This window comes from Shewanella sp. 38A_GOM-205m (assembly GCF_000518445.1).
Taxonomy (GTDB): Bacteria; Pseudomonadota; Gammaproteobacteria; order Enterobacterales; family Shewanellaceae; genus Shewanella; species Shewanella algae.
Genome location: NZ_JADP01000020.1, coordinates 17,049 through 34,961, shown reverse-complemented (window position 1 = coordinate 34,961; position 17,913 = coordinate 17,049). Strand labels below are relative to the sequence as shown.

Annotated in this window: 12 protein-coding genes, 1 tRNA gene and 1 pseudogene; 12 read left to right on the top strand and 2 right to left on the bottom strand. The window is 55.8% G+C overall.

All coding sequences use genetic code 11. From position 1 onward, the window contains the following. Window positions 1–90: 90 nt before the first annotated feature. From fdnG to selB, 6 genes and pseudogenes are all read left to right on the top strand, one after another. Window positions 91–3,105 (top strand): formate dehydrogenase-N subunit alpha, encoded by a 3,015-nt coding sequence (gene fdnG, locus N512_RS0113075; RefSeq protein ID WP_093983768.1) that lies wholly within the window; start codon window positions 91–93, stop codon window positions 3,103–3,105. 2 nt (window positions 3,106–3,107) lie between these two features. After that, entirely contained in the window at window positions 3,108–4,031 is a 924-nt protein-coding gene (gene fdxH, locus N512_RS0113070) for a formate dehydrogenase subunit beta (protein WP_025010179.1), read from the top strand. Further along, a complete protein-coding gene (locus tag N512_RS0113065) occupies window positions 4,028–4,669 on the top strand; it encodes a formate dehydrogenase subunit gamma (protein ID WP_025887980.1) in 642 nt (213 codons plus the stop codon). Before fdxH ends, N512_RS0113065 begins: the two co-directional genes overlap by 4 nt. Beyond that, entirely contained in the window at window positions 4,670–5,584 is a 915-nt protein-coding gene (fdhE, locus tag N512_RS0113060) for a formate dehydrogenase accessory protein FdhE (protein ID WP_028780622.1), read from the top strand. Between the two features lie 63 nt (window positions 5,585–5,647). Then, a complete protein-coding gene (gene selA / locus N512_RS0113055) occupies window positions 5,648–7,069 on the top strand; it encodes an L-seryl-tRNA(Sec) selenium transferase (RefSeq protein WP_028780621.1) in 1,422 nt (473 codons plus the stop codon). Then, window positions 7,066–8,901, top strand: a pseudogene (gene selB, locus N512_RS24835) (selenocysteine-specific translation elongation factor); the annotation flags it as partial. The gene selA and the pseudogene selB, both read left to right, overlap by 4 nt. 69 nt (window positions 8,902–8,970) lie before the next feature. Here selB and N512_RS24390 read toward each other — a convergent pair. Continuing rightward, window positions 8,971–9,065, bottom strand: a tRNA-Sec gene (locus N512_RS24390). A 141-nt stretch (window positions 9,066–9,206) separates the two neighbouring features. Between N512_RS24390 and fdhD the strand changes: the two genes are divergently transcribed. The 5 genes from fdhD to N512_RS0113025 all read left to right on the top strand — a co-directional run bounded on the left by fdhD (window position 9,207) and on the right by N512_RS0113025 (window position 13,085). Next, window positions 9,207–10,043: a formate dehydrogenase accessory sulfurtransferase FdhD gene (gene fdhD / locus N512_RS0113045; protein ID WP_028780619.1), complete on the top strand. Its 837-nt coding sequence runs from the start codon at window positions 9,207–9,209 to the stop codon at window positions 10,041–10,043. Between the two features lie 300 nt (window positions 10,044–10,343). Continuing rightward, the gene (gene yedE / locus N512_RS0113040) at window positions 10,344–11,558 is read left to right on the top strand and encodes a selenium metabolism membrane protein YedE/FdhT (protein WP_028780618.1); all 1,215 of its coding nucleotides are present in this window, start codon (window positions 10,344–10,346) and stop codon (window positions 11,556–11,558) included. Next, on the top strand, window positions 11,558–11,791 hold the full coding sequence (gene yedF, locus N512_RS0113035) for a sulfurtransferase-like selenium metabolism protein YedF (protein ID WP_025010175.1): 234 nt from the start codon (window positions 11,558–11,560) through the stop codon (window positions 11,789–11,791). The genes yedE and yedF overlap by 1 nt, the downstream gene beginning before the upstream one ends. A gap of 10 nt (window positions 11,792–11,801) precedes the next feature. Beyond that, the gene (locus tag N512_RS0113030) at window positions 11,802–12,839 is read left to right on the top strand and encodes a YeeE/YedE family protein (protein WP_037475011.1); all 1,038 of its coding nucleotides are present in this window, start codon (window positions 11,802–11,804) and stop codon (window positions 12,837–12,839) included. A 21-nt stretch (window positions 12,840–12,860) separates the two neighbouring features. Beyond that, window positions 12,861–13,085 carry a sulfurtransferase TusA family protein gene (locus N512_RS0113025; protein WP_025010173.1) on the top strand — a complete coding sequence of 75 codons (225 nt, stop codon included), beginning with the start codon at window positions 12,861–12,863 and terminating at the stop codon, window positions 13,083–13,085. Window positions 13,086–13,147: 62 nt separating this feature from the next. On the opposite strand, the gene N512_RS0113020 is transcribed toward N512_RS0113025, so the two are convergent. Continuing rightward, the gene (locus N512_RS0113020; protein WP_081737172.1) at window positions 13,148–16,282 is read right to left on the bottom strand and encodes a M9 family metallopeptidase; all 3,135 of its coding nucleotides are present in this window, start codon (window positions 16,280–16,282) and stop codon (window positions 13,148–13,150) included. A gap of 577 nt (window positions 16,283–16,859) precedes the next feature. Between N512_RS0113020 and N512_RS0113015 the strand changes: the two genes are divergently transcribed. Further along, entirely contained in the window at window positions 16,860–17,840 is a 981-nt protein-coding gene (locus N512_RS0113015; RefSeq protein ID WP_028780615.1) for an NAD(P)H-quinone oxidoreductase, read from the top strand. The last annotated feature ends 73 nt before the right edge of the window (window positions 17,841–17,913 follow it).

Genomic DNA, 17,913 nt, shown 5'->3' with positions numbered 1-17,913 from the left:
TGTGGTCTTTGGTTTGACTGCACTTGGCAGGTCGCAGCCAAGGGCTGCGACCCCAATCAAAACTCATAACGACAAGAGTGTGAGGACGCTATGAACAGACGTCAGTTTTTCAAACTGTGCGCTGCCGGGGCGGCAACTTCAGCCATATCTGCGCTGGGGTTGTTGTCCGAGAAGGCTTATGCCGCAGTTCGGGAATTCAAACTACTCAGAGCTAAAGAGACCCGCAACAACTGCCCGTATTGCTCGGTGGGTTGTGGCTTGCTTATGTATAGCCAAGGCAGCGGTGGCAAAAACTCTGAACATGCCATTTTTCATATTGAAGGTGATGCCGATCATCCGGTAAACCGCGGGGCGCTCTGCCCTAAAGGCGCAGGCCTGGTGGACTATGTTAACAGTCCGCACCGTCTGCAGTACCCTGAGTATCGCGCTCCGGGCACCAATGAATGGAAGCGCATCAGCTGGGGCGAAGCTTACAAGCGTATCGCCCGTTTGATGAAAGACGACCGTGATGCCAACCTGATTGAGAAAAACGCCGATGGCGTTACAGTCAACCGTTGGTTGACCACAGGGATGATGACTTCATCCGGTATGGCGAACGAGAGTGGTCTTGCGACTCAGAAGTTTGCTCGTTCTCTCGGCCTAGTCGCCATCGATACCATTGCACGTAACTGACACTCCCCAACGGTAGCAAGTCTTGCTCCAACATTTGGGCGCGGTGCCATGACCAACCATTGGATCGACATCAAGAACTCTAATGTAGTGATAATTATGGGCGGTAATGCTGCAGAAGCGCACCCTGTCGGTTTCGGCTGGGTTACAGAAGCTATGCAACATAACAATGCCAAATTGATTGTGGTTGACCCTCGCTTCAACCGTAGTGCCGCTTTGGCCGATCACTATGCTCCTATCCGCTCAGGCACAGATATTGCCTTCTTGCTGGGTGTGATCCGCTATCTGATCTCCACTAACCAGATCAACTTCGACTATGTGAAGGCCTATACCAACGCCAGCTATCTGGTGCGGGAAGACTTTGAATTCCACGAAGGTCTGTTCTCCGGTTTCGATGAAGAGAAGGGCGACTACAACAAAGAATCCTGGTTCTATCAACTCGACGAAGACGGCTATGCCAAGGTGGATGAATCCCTTGAGCACCCACGTTGTGTATGGAACCTGCTGAAAGAGCACGTAGAACGTTACGACTTTGCCACTGTCAGCAACATCACAGGGACGCCGGTAGATGACTACCAGGTGGTCTGTGAGGCGATTGGCAGCACTTATACCAAAGACAGGGTTGCGACCTTTATGTATGCCCTGGGTTGGACTCACCATAGTAAGGGTGCGCAGAACATTCGCACTATGGCCATGGTGCAGTTGCTGCTGGGCAATATTGGTCAGTTGGGTGGTGGGGTTAACGCCTTGCGTGGTCACGCCAACGTTCAGGGCTCAACCGATATGGGTCTGCTGGCGCAGAGTCTGCCGGGCTACGTTAAACTGCCCAACGACAATGAACCCACTTTGGCCGCTCACCTGGCAGCGCATACGCCCAAGCCTTTGCGTCCGGGTCAAACCAACTACTGGCAAAACTATCCCAAGTTCTATGTCTCTTTGCTGAAAGCGTTCTGGGGCGATAACGCGACCCCTGAAAACGACTTCGGTTACGACTGGTTGCCGAAATGGGATCAGATGTATGACTTTGGCCGCTACCTCGACATGATGTATCGCGGTCAGATCAACGGTTGTATCGTGCAAGGGGTTAACGCGATTAACTCTATGCCCAACCGTAACAAGAACCTCAAGGCGCTGAGCAAGCTCAAGTACTTGGTCGTGCTGGACAACTTGTCATCTGAAACCGCAACCTTCTGGCAAAACGAACCCGGCTTCAACGAAGTCGATACCGCCAGTATCCAAACGGAAGTGTTCCGTCTGCCGACAACCTGTTTTGCCGAGGAAGAAGGTTCCATCGTCAACTCGGGTCGCTGGATGCAGTGGCACTATAAAGGCGCCAATGCTCCCGGCGAAGCCATGGCCGACTCGGAAATCGTTGCCGGCATCTTGCTGGAGCTGAAAAAGCTGTATCGCGAAGAGGGCGGTAAACTGCCTGAGCCTGTGGCTGCGGTTAACTGGGAATACACAGATGCCCATAACCCGAGCTCTGTTGAGCTGACCAAAGAGTTGAACGGATACGATGTTAACACCGGCCGTCAACTGAGCAGCTTTACTGAACTCAAGGCCGATGGCAGCACCGCCTGTGCCTGTTGGATCTATGCCGGTTCCTGGACCGAGCAAGGCAACCAGATGGCACGCCGCGACAACCACGATCCGTCAGGTAAAGGTATTACCCCGGGATGGGCATTTGCTTGGCCTGCCAACCGTCGGGTGCTCTACAACCGTGCCTCTTGTGATGTCAACGGTAAGCCATGGGATCCAAAGCGCACCATAGTCGAGTGGAAAGATGGCAAGTGGGAAGGCATAGACGTGCCTGACTTCAACGCCAAGCTCAATCCACAGGACAGTGCACACCCATTCATCATGCAGCCGGAAGGGGCGGGCCGTTTGTTCGCGCTGAAACTGCTGAAAGAAGGGCCGTTCCCTGAACACTATGAGCCGGTGGAATCACCAATCGGTACCAACCCATTGCATCCGAAAGTGGTGCACAGCCCAGTGCTGCGTTGGTTTGAGGGTGTGAAAGAAACCATAGGTACCAAAGACGAGTTCCCATACGCCTGTACCACTTACTCGCTCACAGAACACTTTAACTTCTGGACGACTCACTGCCGTTTGGCGGCGATCTCCATGCCAGAGACCTTTGTGGAAATGAACGAGCAGTTGGCGGCAGAAAAAGGCATCAAGAATGGCGACTGGGTGAAAGTGAGCTCCAAGCGTGGCCACATTCTTACCAAAGCCTTGGTGACCAAGCGTTTGCGGCCACTGCAGGTCAATGGTCAAACGGTACACACCTTGGGTATTCCACGTCACGGTAGCCATAACGCCCTCACCAAGAAGGCTTATAGCTGTAACGTGCTGACTACCGAAATGGGTGATGCCAACACGGGTGTTCCTGAGTACAAAGCGTTCCTGGTGAACGTTGAGAAGGCGGAGGTCTGATAATGGCAACACAAGATATTATTCGACGCTCCGGCACCTCAGCGGCAACGCCGGCATCGCAAACTCGGATTGGTGACGTCAAGCAGGTCGCAAAACTGTTTGATGCGACCAAGTGTAACGGCTGTAAGGCCTGTCAGGTGGCGTGCTCTGAATGGAACGATCTGCGCGAGGAAGTGGGCAGTTTCGAGGGAAGTTATCAAAACCCGATGAAACTCTCAGGCCAGGTCTGGACCCTGATGGAGTACAACGAGGTGATGGACGAGCGCAATAAGCTGCGCTGGCAGTTCACTCACTCTGCCTGTATGCACTGTGCCGATCCCGCCTGTCTCAAGGCGTGTTCGACCGCAGGTGCCATTGTGCAGCATGTCAATGGGGTGGTGGACTTCGATTCAGACAAGTGTATCGGTTGCGGTTATTGCGCCAGCGCTTGTCCGTTCGATATCCCCAAAATCGACCCCAAGGACAACAAGGCCTACAAGTGCACCATGTGTTCCGACCGTCTGGCGGTCGGGCTGGAGCCTTCCTGCGTCAAGACCTGTACTACAGGCGCACTGCGTTTCGGTACCCGTGAAGACATGTTGTTCTATGCCGATAAGCGAGTGGCCGAACTCAAGGAACGCGGCTTTGCCAAGGCCGGGCTGTACAACCCAGAGGGTGTGGGTGGCACAGGGATGATGATGATATTGCACGATGTCACTCAGCCTGAAAGCTACAACATGCCGGAAGATCCGCAGATCCCACTGTCTGTCACTCTGTGGCAGGACTGGGTCAAGCCTCTGGGTACCGTGGGGATCCTGGCAACAGCCGCTGTGGCTTGTCTGCACAAGATCACCGTTGGCCGCAACATAGTCGAAGAGGATCAACCCGGTTATCAGCCGCCTGAAGAAGATCAGCAAGCGGCTCAGAAAGAGGAGGACGGCAAATGAGCGAGCATCACAAGCAAGAGATGATAGTGCGTCATAAGCTGTTCGACCGTATCTGCCACTGGTTTATTGTGGCGGCAGGTTTAGTCACTTTCCTGACCGGTTTTTCGTTCTTTTATCCTTCCTTCCAGTGGTTGGGTGGTATTGCGGGCACGCCTCAATTGGCGCGCTTCATCCACCCCATTGCCGGGTTGTTTATGTGTCTGCCGCTGATGCTGATGTTGGTGCGTTACTACCATCACAACAAGTGGGAGAAGAACGACCTGAAATGGATGCTGGCCATCAAGGATGTGATGTTTGAGAACGAGGACAAGATCCCGCCTATCGGCCATTACAACCCTGGGCAAAAGGTGCTGTTCCGTGCGTTTGTGGTGACATCTATCGTACTGACTGTCACCGGCTTCATCATGTGGCAGCCCTATTTTGCACCTTACTTCTCAGCCACTACCGTGGGCTGGGCTATTCTGCTGCACGCCGTCTGTGCTCTCATCATGTTGATTTTCGTGATGGTGCACTTCTGGATGGCGACCTGGGTAGAAGGTTCGGTCGCGGGCATGCTCTACGGCAAGGTCTCCAAGGCCTGGTGCCGTAAGCACCACCCCAGAATGCTGGAAGAAGATTCGGAAGCGGAGAAACATTAAATGAGTCATACAGCCGAGATACCCCTGGCCCCCGGCAGCGAGTCGCCGCTGGAGCTCAAACCACTGAAAGCCGCCGACCCTGCCAGCGTCTATCTGCGCAGAGCCAAGCGTTTGGAAGTGTTGGCCAAGGACTCGCCGCTGGCTGATTACCTGGAGCTGTGTCGCCGTTTGGTCGCTGTACAGGCCAAACTGGCGGCGAAGGAAGACTTCGGTCTTCCTCCAGCCTGGGACAAGTCCGAGGGCGAGCCCCTCACCGACTTGGGTCCCAGCGCCGACAGCTATTGGCAGAGCTTACTGCAGCAGTTGCTCAGTGAACTCCTGCCGCAGGTGGATGAGTCGGTCGCCCGGGTGCTGCGTCTTTTGATGCAACAGGCACCTGAGCAATTGAGTGCCTGGGGGCAGGCGCTGCGTCAGGGCAACCTGAGTGCAGTGCCAGCCAGGTTCAGTCTGTTTCTGTGGGCCGCTATGGGGCTTTATTGGTCTCATTGGGCGCCGGCAGTTATTCAGCGCATGGATCAGCGCAGGGTCGAACAGCAGAGCCTGTGTCCGGTCTGTGGCAGCCATCCGGTTGCCAGCGTGATAGTCGATGAACCCAGAGCCGGTTTGCGTTATCTGCATTGCAGCCTGTGTGAGAGCGAGTGGCACTACATACGTGCCCACTGCACTTGCTGCGGGCATGACAAGGAGATGAACCTCTGGTCTCTGGACGACTATCAGGCCAATGTTCGCATCGAAAGCTGCGAGGCTTGTCATGGTTATACCAAGATGATGTTCCTCGAAAAGGCGCCGCTGATGGATGTGGCCGCCGATGATTTGGCGACCCTGATGCTCGACAGTCAGCTCAATGAGAAAGGCTATGGTGCTACCACAGTCAATCCCTTGTTGCTGGCCCACGAGACAGAAGACAGCGAGTAACCAAGCCAGTAAGAAAGCCGGGAGGGCTCAGGCCCTCCCTTTATTCAGTCAATGATGAAACAGATGATGACCCAAACTGCCGATACTCTCAAAGACCTCTATCGGGCTTTGCCTTCCATGGATAGCCTGCTGGCCGAGCCAGCTCTGGCCCCACTGCTGAGCCGCTTTGGCAAGGCCGCCGTCAAACAGGCGCTGGATGGACAACTTCGGCTGGCAAGAGCCGGGATAGGCAGCGAGCAACGCCTGCCTGAGTGGTGTCACTCACACCAAGCCTTGTATGGCATTTTGGTTGATCAGCTGTCCAGCGATTATCGCCACAGTTTAAGGCCGGTATGGAACCTCACCGGCACCCTGCTGCACACCAACCTGGGACGGGCGCAGCAATCCGAGGCGGCCATCGAGGCCGTCACTTCTGTGATGCGTTACCCAACTCCGCTGGAGTTTGAGTTGCAGGCCGGCAAGCGCGGCCACAGAGACAATGCCGTCAGCTCGCTTATTCACCGCCTCACAGGTGCCGATGCCTGCTGTGTGGTCAACAACAATGCCGCCGCTGTGCTGTTGATGCTGTCGGCGGTGGCGGCCGGTAAAGAGGTGATAGTTTCCCGCGGCGAGTTGGTGGAGATAGGCGGCGCCTTCCGGATCCCCGACATCATGCGTCAGGCCGGGGTTACCCTGGTGGAAGTGGGCAGCACCAACCGTACCCACCTCAGGGATTACGAGCAGGCGATAACCGAAAACACCGCTGCCATCATGAAGGTACACACCAGTAACTACCATATTCAGGGCTTTACCGCCTCGGTGGAAGAGTCGCGGCTGGCGACACTGTGCCGCGAGCATGATATTTCGCTGATCTCGGATCTCGGCAGCGGCTCGCTCACCGACTTGCGCCGCTTCGGGCTCAAGCAGGAGCCCACTCCGCAGGCGATGCTGGCCGATGGGGTCGATTTGGTGAGCTTCTCCGGCGACAAGCTGCTCGGAGGCCCTCAGTCGGGGCTGATTGTTGGCAAACAGTCGCTTATCAATAAGTTGCAAAGCCATCCGCTCAAACGGGCGCTGCGCTGCGATAAGCTGATTCTGGCGGCGCTGGAAGCCACACTGATCCATTATCTCAACCCGGAAACCCTGGATACTGAACTGCCTATGATGGCCAAGTTCGGCCGCAGCCAGCAGCAACTCAAACTGCTAGGCAGCCGTTTGCACCAGGCGTTGCAGCCCCTGTTTGCCCCCGGCTATCAACTGGAGCTGGTGGAGTGCCGCACCCAGGTGGGAAGTGGCTCACAGCCGGATACCTTCCTGCCTTCGGTGGCACTGGCTTTCAGTGCCAATCCGGGCGCTAGCCTGATTGAGCTTGAGCAACACTTCAAGCAGGCGGAGCGGCCGGTGATTGGCCGGATCAGCAATGAGCAACTGCTGCTGGATCTGCGCGGGGTCGACGATGAAGCCGAGTTACTGGCCGAGCTGAGCACTCTGGGAGTGTCGCTGTGATCCTGGTAACCGCCGGCCATGTAGACCATGGCAAGACCAGCCTGATTCGGGCCCTGACAGGGCAGAATACCGACAGATTGCCGGAAGAGAAACGCCGCGGCATGACCATAGATCTGGGTTATGCCTTTATGCCGTTTGCCGACGGCCAGCGACTGGCCTTTATCGATGTGCCTGGCCATGAAAAGTTTATCAACAACATGCTGGTGGGCGTCAGTCATGCCAGACACGCGCTCTTGGTACTGGCCTGTGACGACGGCGTGATGCCGCAGACCCGTGAACACCTGCAGATTTTAGCCATGTTGCCGCTTAAGAGCCTGACGCTGGTGCTCACCAAGAGTGACCTGGTGGAGCGGGCCCGCATTGATGAAGTGGCTGCAGAGAGTGAGGCGCTGCTTTGTGAGTTTGCCCTCAAGGCCTCCGGTGTGTTTAGCGTTTCGGCCAGCAATGGCCAGGGGATCGATTCACTCAGAGAGCATATTCTGGCGCTGGCATCGAGCGAGCTACAGCTTGAGAAGGCTGGCGTCGCCGCAGACGCGCAGCAGGCCTTTCGCATGACCCTGGATCGCGCCTTCAGCGTCAAAGGCGCCGGTTGGGTGGTCACGGGCACAGTGATCAGTGGCAGTGTCAATGTCGGTGATAACCTCTACAGCTCGGGTCAGAAAGACAAGCTGAGGATCCGCGGCATTCACTGCCAGGGGCAGGAGTCGCAGACGGCGCTGCCGGGCACCCGGGTCGCCCTCAATCTCAGTGGCGTCGATAACCACAGGGCGCCGCAGCGTGGCGATTGGCTCAGCAACTTGCCACAGCCGGACGCCTGTGGCCGCCCAGTAGTGCAGATCCGTGCCTTTGAGCCTGTGACTCACTGGCAGAGCGTACATTGCCACCACGGCGCCGATCATACTCTGGGACGCATATCCCAGTTAACCGAGGCCGATGAGCGCGGCTACTGCCTGGCTGAGCTGGTGCTGGATAAGCCACTGATATTGTGCCAGGACGACCCCATAGTGCTGCGTCACGCCAGTGGCAAGCATACCCTGGGTGCCGGCAGAGTACTGGCACTCACAGTGCCCAATCGCAAGAAACGCACCGAAGAGCGGCTCGCTCTTCTTGGCCGTCTCGCCGACGCCGAAACTCCGGCCGCGGCTCTTACCCTTCTAGGCAGGCAGCAGGCCTTGGCCGTGCCTGACTTGGCTTGGCGCTGGCAGTTGACTGAAGCCGGTTTGAGTCGGGTCATCGAAGAATCCGGACTCAGCCGCCATGGCGGTTTCCTGTTGGCACCGGAACTGCTTGAGGCCGAGCAACAGCACTATCTGTCCTTGCTGGAGCAATACCATCAGCAGCACCCGGATCAATTGGGGCTGGGGCGCAACCGCCTGCTGCGCATGAGTCACAGCAAGTTGCCATCGCCGCTGGCCGGTTTGATCCTGGAGCGCCTCTGTCGCGATCGCCGCATGGTGCTGCGCGGCGCCTTGCTGCAGTTACCGCAGCACAGAATGACCTTGGATCCCAAAGCCGAAGCCTGTTGGCAGCGTTTATCTCCTTGGCTGGAGCAGCAGGATACCCCTGTGTGGGTCACGGAAATGGCCGAATATCTTGAGCTGGAGCCGGGTGAGCTGCGGCCGCTGTGTTTCCAGTTGGTGCAACAGGGGTTTATCACCGCAGTGGTGAAAGACAGATATCTGCTCAGCAGTAAGCTGTGCCACTACGCCGATCTTATTCGCGGTCATTTAGAGCTAAAGGGACAACTGGAAACCGCCGAGTTCAAGGCGATGGTAGGTCTTGGCCGCAAGGTAAGTATTCAACTGTTGGAGTTCTTCGATCGCAGCGGTTTTACTCGCAGGAAGTATCGCAGTAACAGTCGGGAGATCCGGGACGCTGAACTTTTCTGGTCCCATGAAGATTGGCGGAAGAACATAGGAGTCGAACCTACCCGGGACTGCTGGCAGCCCCACCCGGATTTGAAGTCCGGACGCCTCACCGGAGACGACGTTCTTCCATCGAAAGACAGAAGGATAATAGAAAATGAATGCAGTTGAAGCAACCCTGTTTTTATTTACTTTATGAGTTTGTGATATAGCTCTTATTTTATTTTAAAGTCTGTAAATTTTTATTATTTAGATAGGTTCAGAGGGTACTTATGGATTATTATTCGCATGACGTTGTCACCGAGAAACAAGTCACCCTTATGGAACAAGGGCAGGCTTCGGAATTAACTGACTACTTAGCGAACGAAGTGAGAATCGCCCTGGTATATAACGGCATTGCCCACACGGTAATGTTGGCCAGTCCGCAGGATCTCGAAGCCTTTGCAATCGGCTTTACCTTGTCGGAGCGCATAGTCAGAAACATAAATGAAATCAAGGGTGTTGAACTTGAATATACCGAAGAAGGTGTGCTGGTTCAGATTGAGATAACCCAAAGATGTTTCATGGAATTAAAGCAACAAAGACGCAATATGGCCGGTAGAACCGGTTGTGGACTTTGCGGTGTTGCCCAACTTGAAGAAGCGGTTAAACCTGTTATTCGAGTTGATGATGGTGCCAAGTTTAATATCAACAATTTAAAGGTTGCTTTGAATTTTGTTAAGGACAATCAACAGCATTTTAAATTAACTGGCGCCACCCATGCTGCCATGGGGTTAAATAAAGAAGGGCATATTATTGATGCCTATGAAGATATTGGAAGACATATAGCACTGGATAAGTTAATCGGTGCCTTTTCACAGAAACATGCCGAGCGGCCAATCGCGGTTTTATTGACCAGCAGAGCCAGTTTCGAGATGGTGCAAAAGGCTGCCAGTGCCAATATTCAGATTCTTTTTGCCATGTCCGCCGTGACCTCACTGGCGTTGGAGTTGGCCGAGAAGAGCAACATCACGCTGGTGGGCTTTTGCCGCAACGGTCGTGCGACGCTCTACACCCATGGTCACAGACTGACGGGATTGAGCCGCGATCGCCTGGCCAAAGCCATTTAGGGAAGCTGCGAATAAGGCCTCGAAGTACTCGGGCCTCTTCCCTGGCACAGCGCTTACTGTCTGCTCATCATCGTTGTTAAACACTGTTTATGACCGGTCGGAACCCAGTTCCAGCCGGTCTTTAGTGCTTTGATGATGGCAGACAGCCGGTCGTTTGCTGCACTCCAGCGATTTTATCGCCGTAAAGGCATACATAAGATGCGACAGGTCAGTTTCTGCGGGCTGCCTGTTCGCACCTGTAATGGTTGACGGACACGCCTGTGTCCGTTTAGACAAGGTCTCGTTCATTAGGGTAATGACATGACATGGCAACAATTTAAACAACAATATCTGGTCCGTTTCTGGGCTCCCATGCCGGCTGTTATCGCTGCCGGTATTCTCTCCACCTACTATTTTGGTCTTACCGGAACCTTCTGGGCCGTGACCGGCGAATTTACCCGCTGGGGTGGGCATTTACTGCAAATGCTTGGTGCCGAGCCGGAAAACTGGGGTTACTTCAAGGTGATAGGTCTGGCCGGTACGCCGCTGGATCGCATCGACGGCATGATGATTATCGGTATGTTCGGTGGCTGTATCGCTGCGGCGCTATGGGCCAACAACGTCAAGCTCAGAATGCCACAGAGCCGGGTGCGCATCATGCAGGCCCTGGTTGGTGGCATCATAGCCGGCTTCGGCGCCCGCTTGGCCATGGGATGTAACCTGGCGGCCTTCTTTACCGGTATTCCGCAGTTCTCGCTGCATGCCTGGTTCTTCGCGCTGGCCACTGCTGCCGGTTCCTACTTTGGCGCCAAGTTCACCTTGCTGCCCATGTTCCGCATTCCGGTGGCGCTGAAGAAGGTCACCAAGGCCAGCTCGGTCAAGCAGGATGAAAACCAGGCCAGAAGGCGTTTTCGGATCGGCATGCTGGTGTTTATCGGCATAGTCGGTTGGGGACTCCTGACCCTGTTCAACGCACCCAAGCTGGGTATTGCCATGCTCTGTGGTGTCGGTTTCGGTCTGTTGATTGAAAGGGCACAGATCTGCTTTACCTCGGCATTTCGCGACATGTGGATCACCGGCCGTACCCATATGGCCAAGGCGATCATCATAGGTATGGCGGTCAGTGCCATAGGGATTTACAGCTATGTGCAACTAGGGGTTTCACCCAAGATCATGTGGGCCGGTCCCAACGCGGTTATCGGTGGCTTGCTGTTCGGTTTCGGTATAGTGCTGGCCGGTGGCTGCGAAACCGGTTGGATGTACCGCGCCGTGGAAGGGCAGGTGCACTTCTGGTGGGTTGGCCTGGGTAATGTTATCGGCTCCACCATTTTGGCCTACTACTGGGACGACTTTGCCGAACCACTGGCCACCAGTTGGGACAAGGTCAACCTGCTTTCCAGCTTGGGGGACAAGGGCGGCTTGCTGGCCACCTACCTGATGCTGGGCCTGGCGTTTGCCGCCATGCTCGCCTGGGAAAAACAATTCTTTGCCCGTAAAGCCAAACGGGATGCACAACTGACTGCGGAGGCCGCGTAATGAGCCAATATACTCCTGATTACCAATTGGATATGGTTGGTGAACCCTGTCCTTATCCCGCCGTTGCCACCCTGGAGGCCATGCCCCAGCTCAAGCCCGGTGAAATTCTGGAAGTGATCAGCGACTGCCCACAGTCGATCAACAATATTCCATTGGATGCCAAGAACCACGGTTACAAGGTGCTGGAGATAGAACAGAACGGCCCGACTATCCGTTATCTGATCCAGCGCTGAGGAGCCGGTTATGCTGACGATTCTCAGTGGTTTGGGCATAGGTCTGGCCATGGGGTTTGTGATGCAGCGGGGGCGTTTCTGCATGGCGGGTGGCATACGTGACACCTTCCTGCAGAAAGACTTCACCATGGTGATCGCCATATTGATCGCCATCAGTATCCAGAGCCTGGGGCTGTTTGCTTTTTATGAGCTGGGTTGGGTCAAGTTGCCGACGGGGCATTTCCCCTGGTTGGCAACTCTGATTGGCGGCGTGCTGTTTGGCCTGGGTATGGCGGCGGCAGGCAGTTGCTCCACCGGAGCCTATTACAGGGCGGCCGAAGGCTTGGCTGCCAGTGTGATGGCAGTGCTGGGCTTTATTGTTGCCAGTAAACTGGTGCGCACGGCCGAGCTCAAGAGCATGCTGGCCCCCATCAAACAGCAACAGTTGGCCGATCAGACCCTGTATCAAAGCCTGGGTGTTTCGCCCTGGTTGGTGAGTATCGCCCTGGCGCTGCTGACCTCCGTACTGGCGATGCGCTATCTCAAGCGGCGCAAGCGCCCTGTGGCCCTGATGACCCCGAGGCGCAGCGGCCTGGCACACCTGTTGTTTGAAGCCCGTTGGCACCCCTTCGTGAGTGCGCTGATCATTGGCGTGCTGGCTCTGCTGGCCTGGCCTGCGAGCTTGGAAAGCGGTCGGGTTGGTGGCGTTGGTATCAGTGGCCCCAGCGCTCAGCTGTGGGATCTGCTGACCACTGGCAACACCAAGTTCTTCGGCTGGCCGGGATACTTCCTCATCGGCTTGTTTGTCGGGGCCTTTATTGCCGCCCGCGGCAGTTCGGAGCAGCGTTGGCGCTATCCGGGCCACAAGACGGTATTGTTTGGGCTTATCGGCGGTCTGTTGATGGGCTTTGGCAGCGGTATTGCCGGTGGTTGCATGTTGGGCAATGCGCTGGTGGGTACCGCCTATCTGTCCTGGCAGGGCTGGCTGTTTATTCCGGCCATTCTGCTTGGCAGTTACTGCTTCAGTTACTTTACCCTGATCCGGCCCATGCGTCTGGCTCAGATCTGAGTTTTATCCAAGGAGTTGTATATGAAACATGTTCTCGATACTACCGGCAAACTCTGTCCTTTCCCTTTGATAGAGCTGCAGAAGCTGATAAAGGGCATAGAAAAAGGCGACGAAGTGGTACTGGACTATGACTGCGCCCAGGCGACAGAAAATATTCCTCGCTGGGCCGCCGAAGAGGGCCATGAGGTGACTCACTTTGCCCAGAAGGGTGATGCCGCCTGGACCATGACCATCAAGAAGGGCTAACGGCCGTAAAGGTAAAAAAGCGCTGCCGAGGCAGCGCTTTTTTCATCCAAACTGTAACGCTATCAGCGAGCCTGCATCTGGATGCTGACTCCTTCGGCATTGGCACCATCCAGCATCAGATAGTACCAACCTTCGCTTGGCGCCTGCAGCAGCAAACGCTCTGCGTTGCCTTGCTGGGTGGATGCCTGTTGATAACTGTTGGCCGTAGGCCAGCTAGTGCCACCATAGAGGCTGACATCGCCGCTGCCGTGGCCTGTGACAACTTCAATCTCCTGAGTACCTTCGGCAATATAGAAGTAGAAGTCTCCCCGGCCACTGGCGGCGCAGATGGCCGCGCCGGACTGCAACTCGCTGTAACTCCGGGGAGCCTTGGTGGCGCAGGCATTTTCGAGGACACTGGGCTGAGGTTCACCGGCCGTGGCCACTTTCAGGCTCAGGCTGACACCGGCATACTGGCTGTCACTCTCCACCGCCAGGTAACGCCAGCCGCGATTGGCCGTGACTGTCAGTGTCTCGCTGTTGCCTGCGGTCTTGGCGAACGCATCATAGTGAGCTGTACCTGCCCAGGTATCGGCAGCATAGTAGAGATCGGCGTCACCAGTGCCGCCGCCGAGGCTGAAGGTCAGGCGAGTGTTATCTTCCTCAACCCAGACATAAAAGCTGGAACGGCCACCACTGAGGCATTCATTCTTGCCGGCCAGCAACTGGCCATAGTCTGTGCTTGGAGCACCGCAATCCACCGGCTCGCTGCCATCGCCATCACCGCCGCCTTGGGCCGGGTCCGGGTCGGCTTCGACTTCTGTGGTCGACAGCAATAGATCCACGCCGCCAAATTCACCGGCCAGAGTCAGGTAATGCCAGTAGCTGTCGGGGTTGAGGCGCACCTTGATCACCTCGTGATTCCCATTGCCTATACCTAAGCCCTCGTTGTTTTCGGCGCTGGCCCAGCCTTGGGAGCTGAAATAGATATCGGCATCACCCCAGCCGTCACCCACCTTGATCCACAGCTCTTGGTCGGAACGCTGCTCATTGGCAAACACCAGGCTGGCGCGGCCGTTTTTCGAGTCGATACACTCGATTGGCACATCCAGCAGCGGTGTCATGCCTTCCTGATAACGATAGGATTCGTCGCTGACCGTGCAGGGGGCAAAGTCGCGGCTGATATTGCCGCCCGGGCCACTCCAGTTACCTTCATGGCCGCTGGGGGCGGCGTCTATGTCGCTGGGGCCCTTATCCACTATGCCGTTGTCCGCCGTGCTCAGGCCGCTTGTCAGCCAGTTGTACCACTCATTGTCATAACGACTGCCTATGCCATCTATCAGGGCTTGATACTCGCTGTAGTTGTCGCTGCGCAGCAGACTGAGGATCTGGCGAACATCATCCATATGGCGCTCGAACATAAAGCGCACCGCCAGATAGCCCCAGCGATAGACTCTGTCCTGCCCGGAATCATAGGTATTTTTGAATATTTGCGACAGGGCAAATGCCTTGGTTTCACCAAGTGCTATGGCTGCGGTGTTGGCATCCCGGTAGGAGATGTATTCAGCCAATCCTTCAACCCACCAGATGGTGTCGGCCGACATGCCGCGGGCAAAGTCGCCGTGGAGGTTGAAGCGGCCATCTAGGTAGTGCACATATTCATGCTGCAGGTTCCAGACATGGAAATCGGGGCGGCGCCACTCGGCTTCATAGGCGATAAAACGGGCCTGATTCTTGAGCCCGGCCGGCGCGCCTTCAAGATACATGCCGCCGTTGTCTGTGTTGATACCGAAGAAGCTGCCGGCGAATGACTGGTAGTCGCCGGAGGAGTTGAAGATCACCAGCTCAAGGTCGTCGTTGTTATCCTCGCTCACCGGGGTATTGCCGGTTTCCAGCTTGCTGTGGAAGTAGGCTTCCTGGCCGCTGAGCACTTCGCAGATCCAGCTTGCCTGATCCTGATACAGATCCTGGGCGCGCATCTTCAGGGTATCCGAGCACTTCCAGTTGAAACTCAGGGTGTCCTGCTCCAGTTGGTATTTGAAGCCGCAAATGCCGTAGTAGTTGCACTGGCTGCGGTCATAGTAGTCGGCCATTTCTGCAGCGGCGAGCCAGATGGCGCGGCTGCTGTCCTCTTTACTGCTGCTGTCGATTACCGCCTTGACCAGAGTCGTGACCCTGGGCTTCATCGCCTCTATGTAGTAGAGGCGGGACATCTCACGTACCGCATTGACCAGCAGGTATTCGGCGTTGGTTCCCAGTAGTTGGCGCTGCTCAAGTTGAAACTGATTGAGGGCGTCGAGAATGCTCTGATCCCGGGCGAACAGCGCTTGCATTTCGTTGTTCCACTGAGCCCGGAACAGGGTAGTAAACACAGCATTGGCGGCGGCATTCATGCCAAACAGCGCCTGCCAGTCACTGTCGTATTCGTTGAGTACCTTGATGGTTACCCAGTTGAATTCGGCGCCCAGATTGGCCGAATCCACCAGGATCAACGCTTCTTTGAGAACCCCGGCATTGGCCTCGGAAACTGTCCAGCTCTTGGGATTGTTGAACAGACTATCCAGTGCGCCGCTTAACGCCGTGGTTACCGAGACATCATAGGCGGGCACATCTTCCGGATGATAAAACTGCACATAGAGGGCGGCGCGGACAAAGTTTATCAAGGATTCCAGCCCTTGGGTGTCAGTTCCTGTGTAGCTTTCGGCACGGCCGTCTATGGCGTTGGCTACTGCCAGCACATTGGCCTGGCTGAAGCTGGCGGTGGCCTGACTGCCCACCAGGCTGTAAAAGGCACCGACACAAGCAGGCGTGGCGGCGCTTAATGCATCGACCAGTGCCTGACCATTGAGGCCTGTCAGCTCATCGCAGCTGCTGTCGGCCTGCATCTGCAGATCGCCGGCTGCCGAGCGGCTCATCAGGTTGAGGCTTTCGACGGCTTGGCGTTTTTGGGGCGTTTTTTTGTCAACGGCATGTCCTTCAATTACCTGGTGCGCCACCGACTGACTGCTAAAGGCCTGCGGCGGCGCCGGCAACGAAGCCTTTGTCTGCCTCTTAGCTTGAGAGTTGGCCTCACGCTTAAGCCGCGCGTGAGAGGCCAGTCTCGCTTGCTCGTTGGCTTGAGCGGGCAGTAAGGGGTGACCGTGCAGCCTGGCGGCGGAATGAGGTGAGGAAGCTTGGGGGGAGGAGGGCTGTGCAAACGTCTGTTGGCTGAATGCCATGCCGGAAAGCAGGCCGATACTGGCGACCAGTGGGCTGATCTTCATTGGTTTTCTCCATTTTATTTGAGTCTGCTGTTGCAGATCTTTAGTGGTTAAAGTGACCTCCTGCGCCGTTTGCCGATACTGCCTGACTGTGCACAACACTTTATTCAGGGTAAATCAGTGTTTCATCATAGAAGCAAAAGAATAAAATATACAATATAAAATTGTCTATTTTTTATTCCAAGGGAAAACAGCGAGGATTTCCTTGGTCACCGCGAGCTAGAATAGATTTATAACGCAATGAAATTAATGGAATTTACATTTAAATTCGCCGAAGCTGAATTTTGCCTGGCGGCTTTGTTGTGCTTCTGGCAAAAGACTGAAGCCATTTACAGTGAAGCACGCCTTGCATCCAGGCCTGTAAGTCGATGCAGTGCATGGATGGGACTTGTTCTCATCTTCCTTGATGCGGGTATGAGCCTGAGACGGCTTCTGCTACTGTGTTGGCTAGGTATCAGTCTCTGCCAGGCTTGACCTCTGGATTAACGTCAGAGGCAAATCTTTCGGCAGTGGCTCAGTTATCAAGGAGCAGTGTATGAGACAGGTGACTTTCGACACACCCGGGCAGCCCGAGGTGCTTTATCTGACGGATGTGGAGATCCCCAAACCCGGTCCGGGTCAGGTGTTGATTCGGGTGGCGGCGGCCGGGGTCAATGGCCCGGATCTGGCCCAGCGTAAAGGCAACTATCCGCCGCCGGCAGACGCTTCCCCCGTGCTGGGGTTGGAAGTGGCCGGCGAGATAGTGGCGCTGGGGCAGGGCGTAGCACAATGGCAGACCGGGCAAGAGGTCTGTGCCCTGGTGCCGGGAGGCGGTTACAGTGAGTATGTGCTCACCTGGGCCGATCATTGTTTGCCTATTCCCAGGGGCTGGAGTCTGGAAGAAGCCGCGGCGATTCCCGAGACTTTCTTTACTGTGTGGGGCAATCTGTTTATGCGAGCCGGGTTGCAGCAAGGCGAGACAGTGCTCATCCACGGCGGCTCTGGGGGTATCGGCAGCAGCGCCATAGCGCTGGCCAAGGCCTTTGGCGCCAGGGTACTGGTGACTTCCGGCAGTCCTGAGAAATGCGCCTGGTGTCAGCAACTGGGAGCCGAACTCGCGATTGACTACCGCCGACAGGACTTTGTCGAGCCTGTGTTGGACTGGACCCAGGGCAAGGGTGTCGATGTGGTGCTGGATATGGCAGGCGGAGACTTTGCCAACAAGAATCTCAAGGTACTCGCCTGTGATGGCCGCATGGTGTCCATTGCCATGCAAAGGGGGGCCAAGGCTGAAGTGGATATCTTTCGCCTGATGGCCAAACGTATTGTTTGGACCGGCTCGACTCTGAGGCCTCAAAGCGTAGCGGCCAAGGCGGCGATTGCTGCCGATCTCAAGGCCAAGGTCTGGCCGTTATTGAATGAAGGTGCCCTGAAGCCACATATTTTTGCCAGTTTCCCGCTGCAAGAGTGCATTGCGGCACATCACTTGTTGGAATCCGGAAGTCACTCGGGCAAGGTCGTGCTGACACTGAAGTAAGTAGCTACTGACGCTCAACACCCTATGGCTGCTGAACACTCGCTCGGCAGCTTTTTCTCTGTCGCCGCTGTTT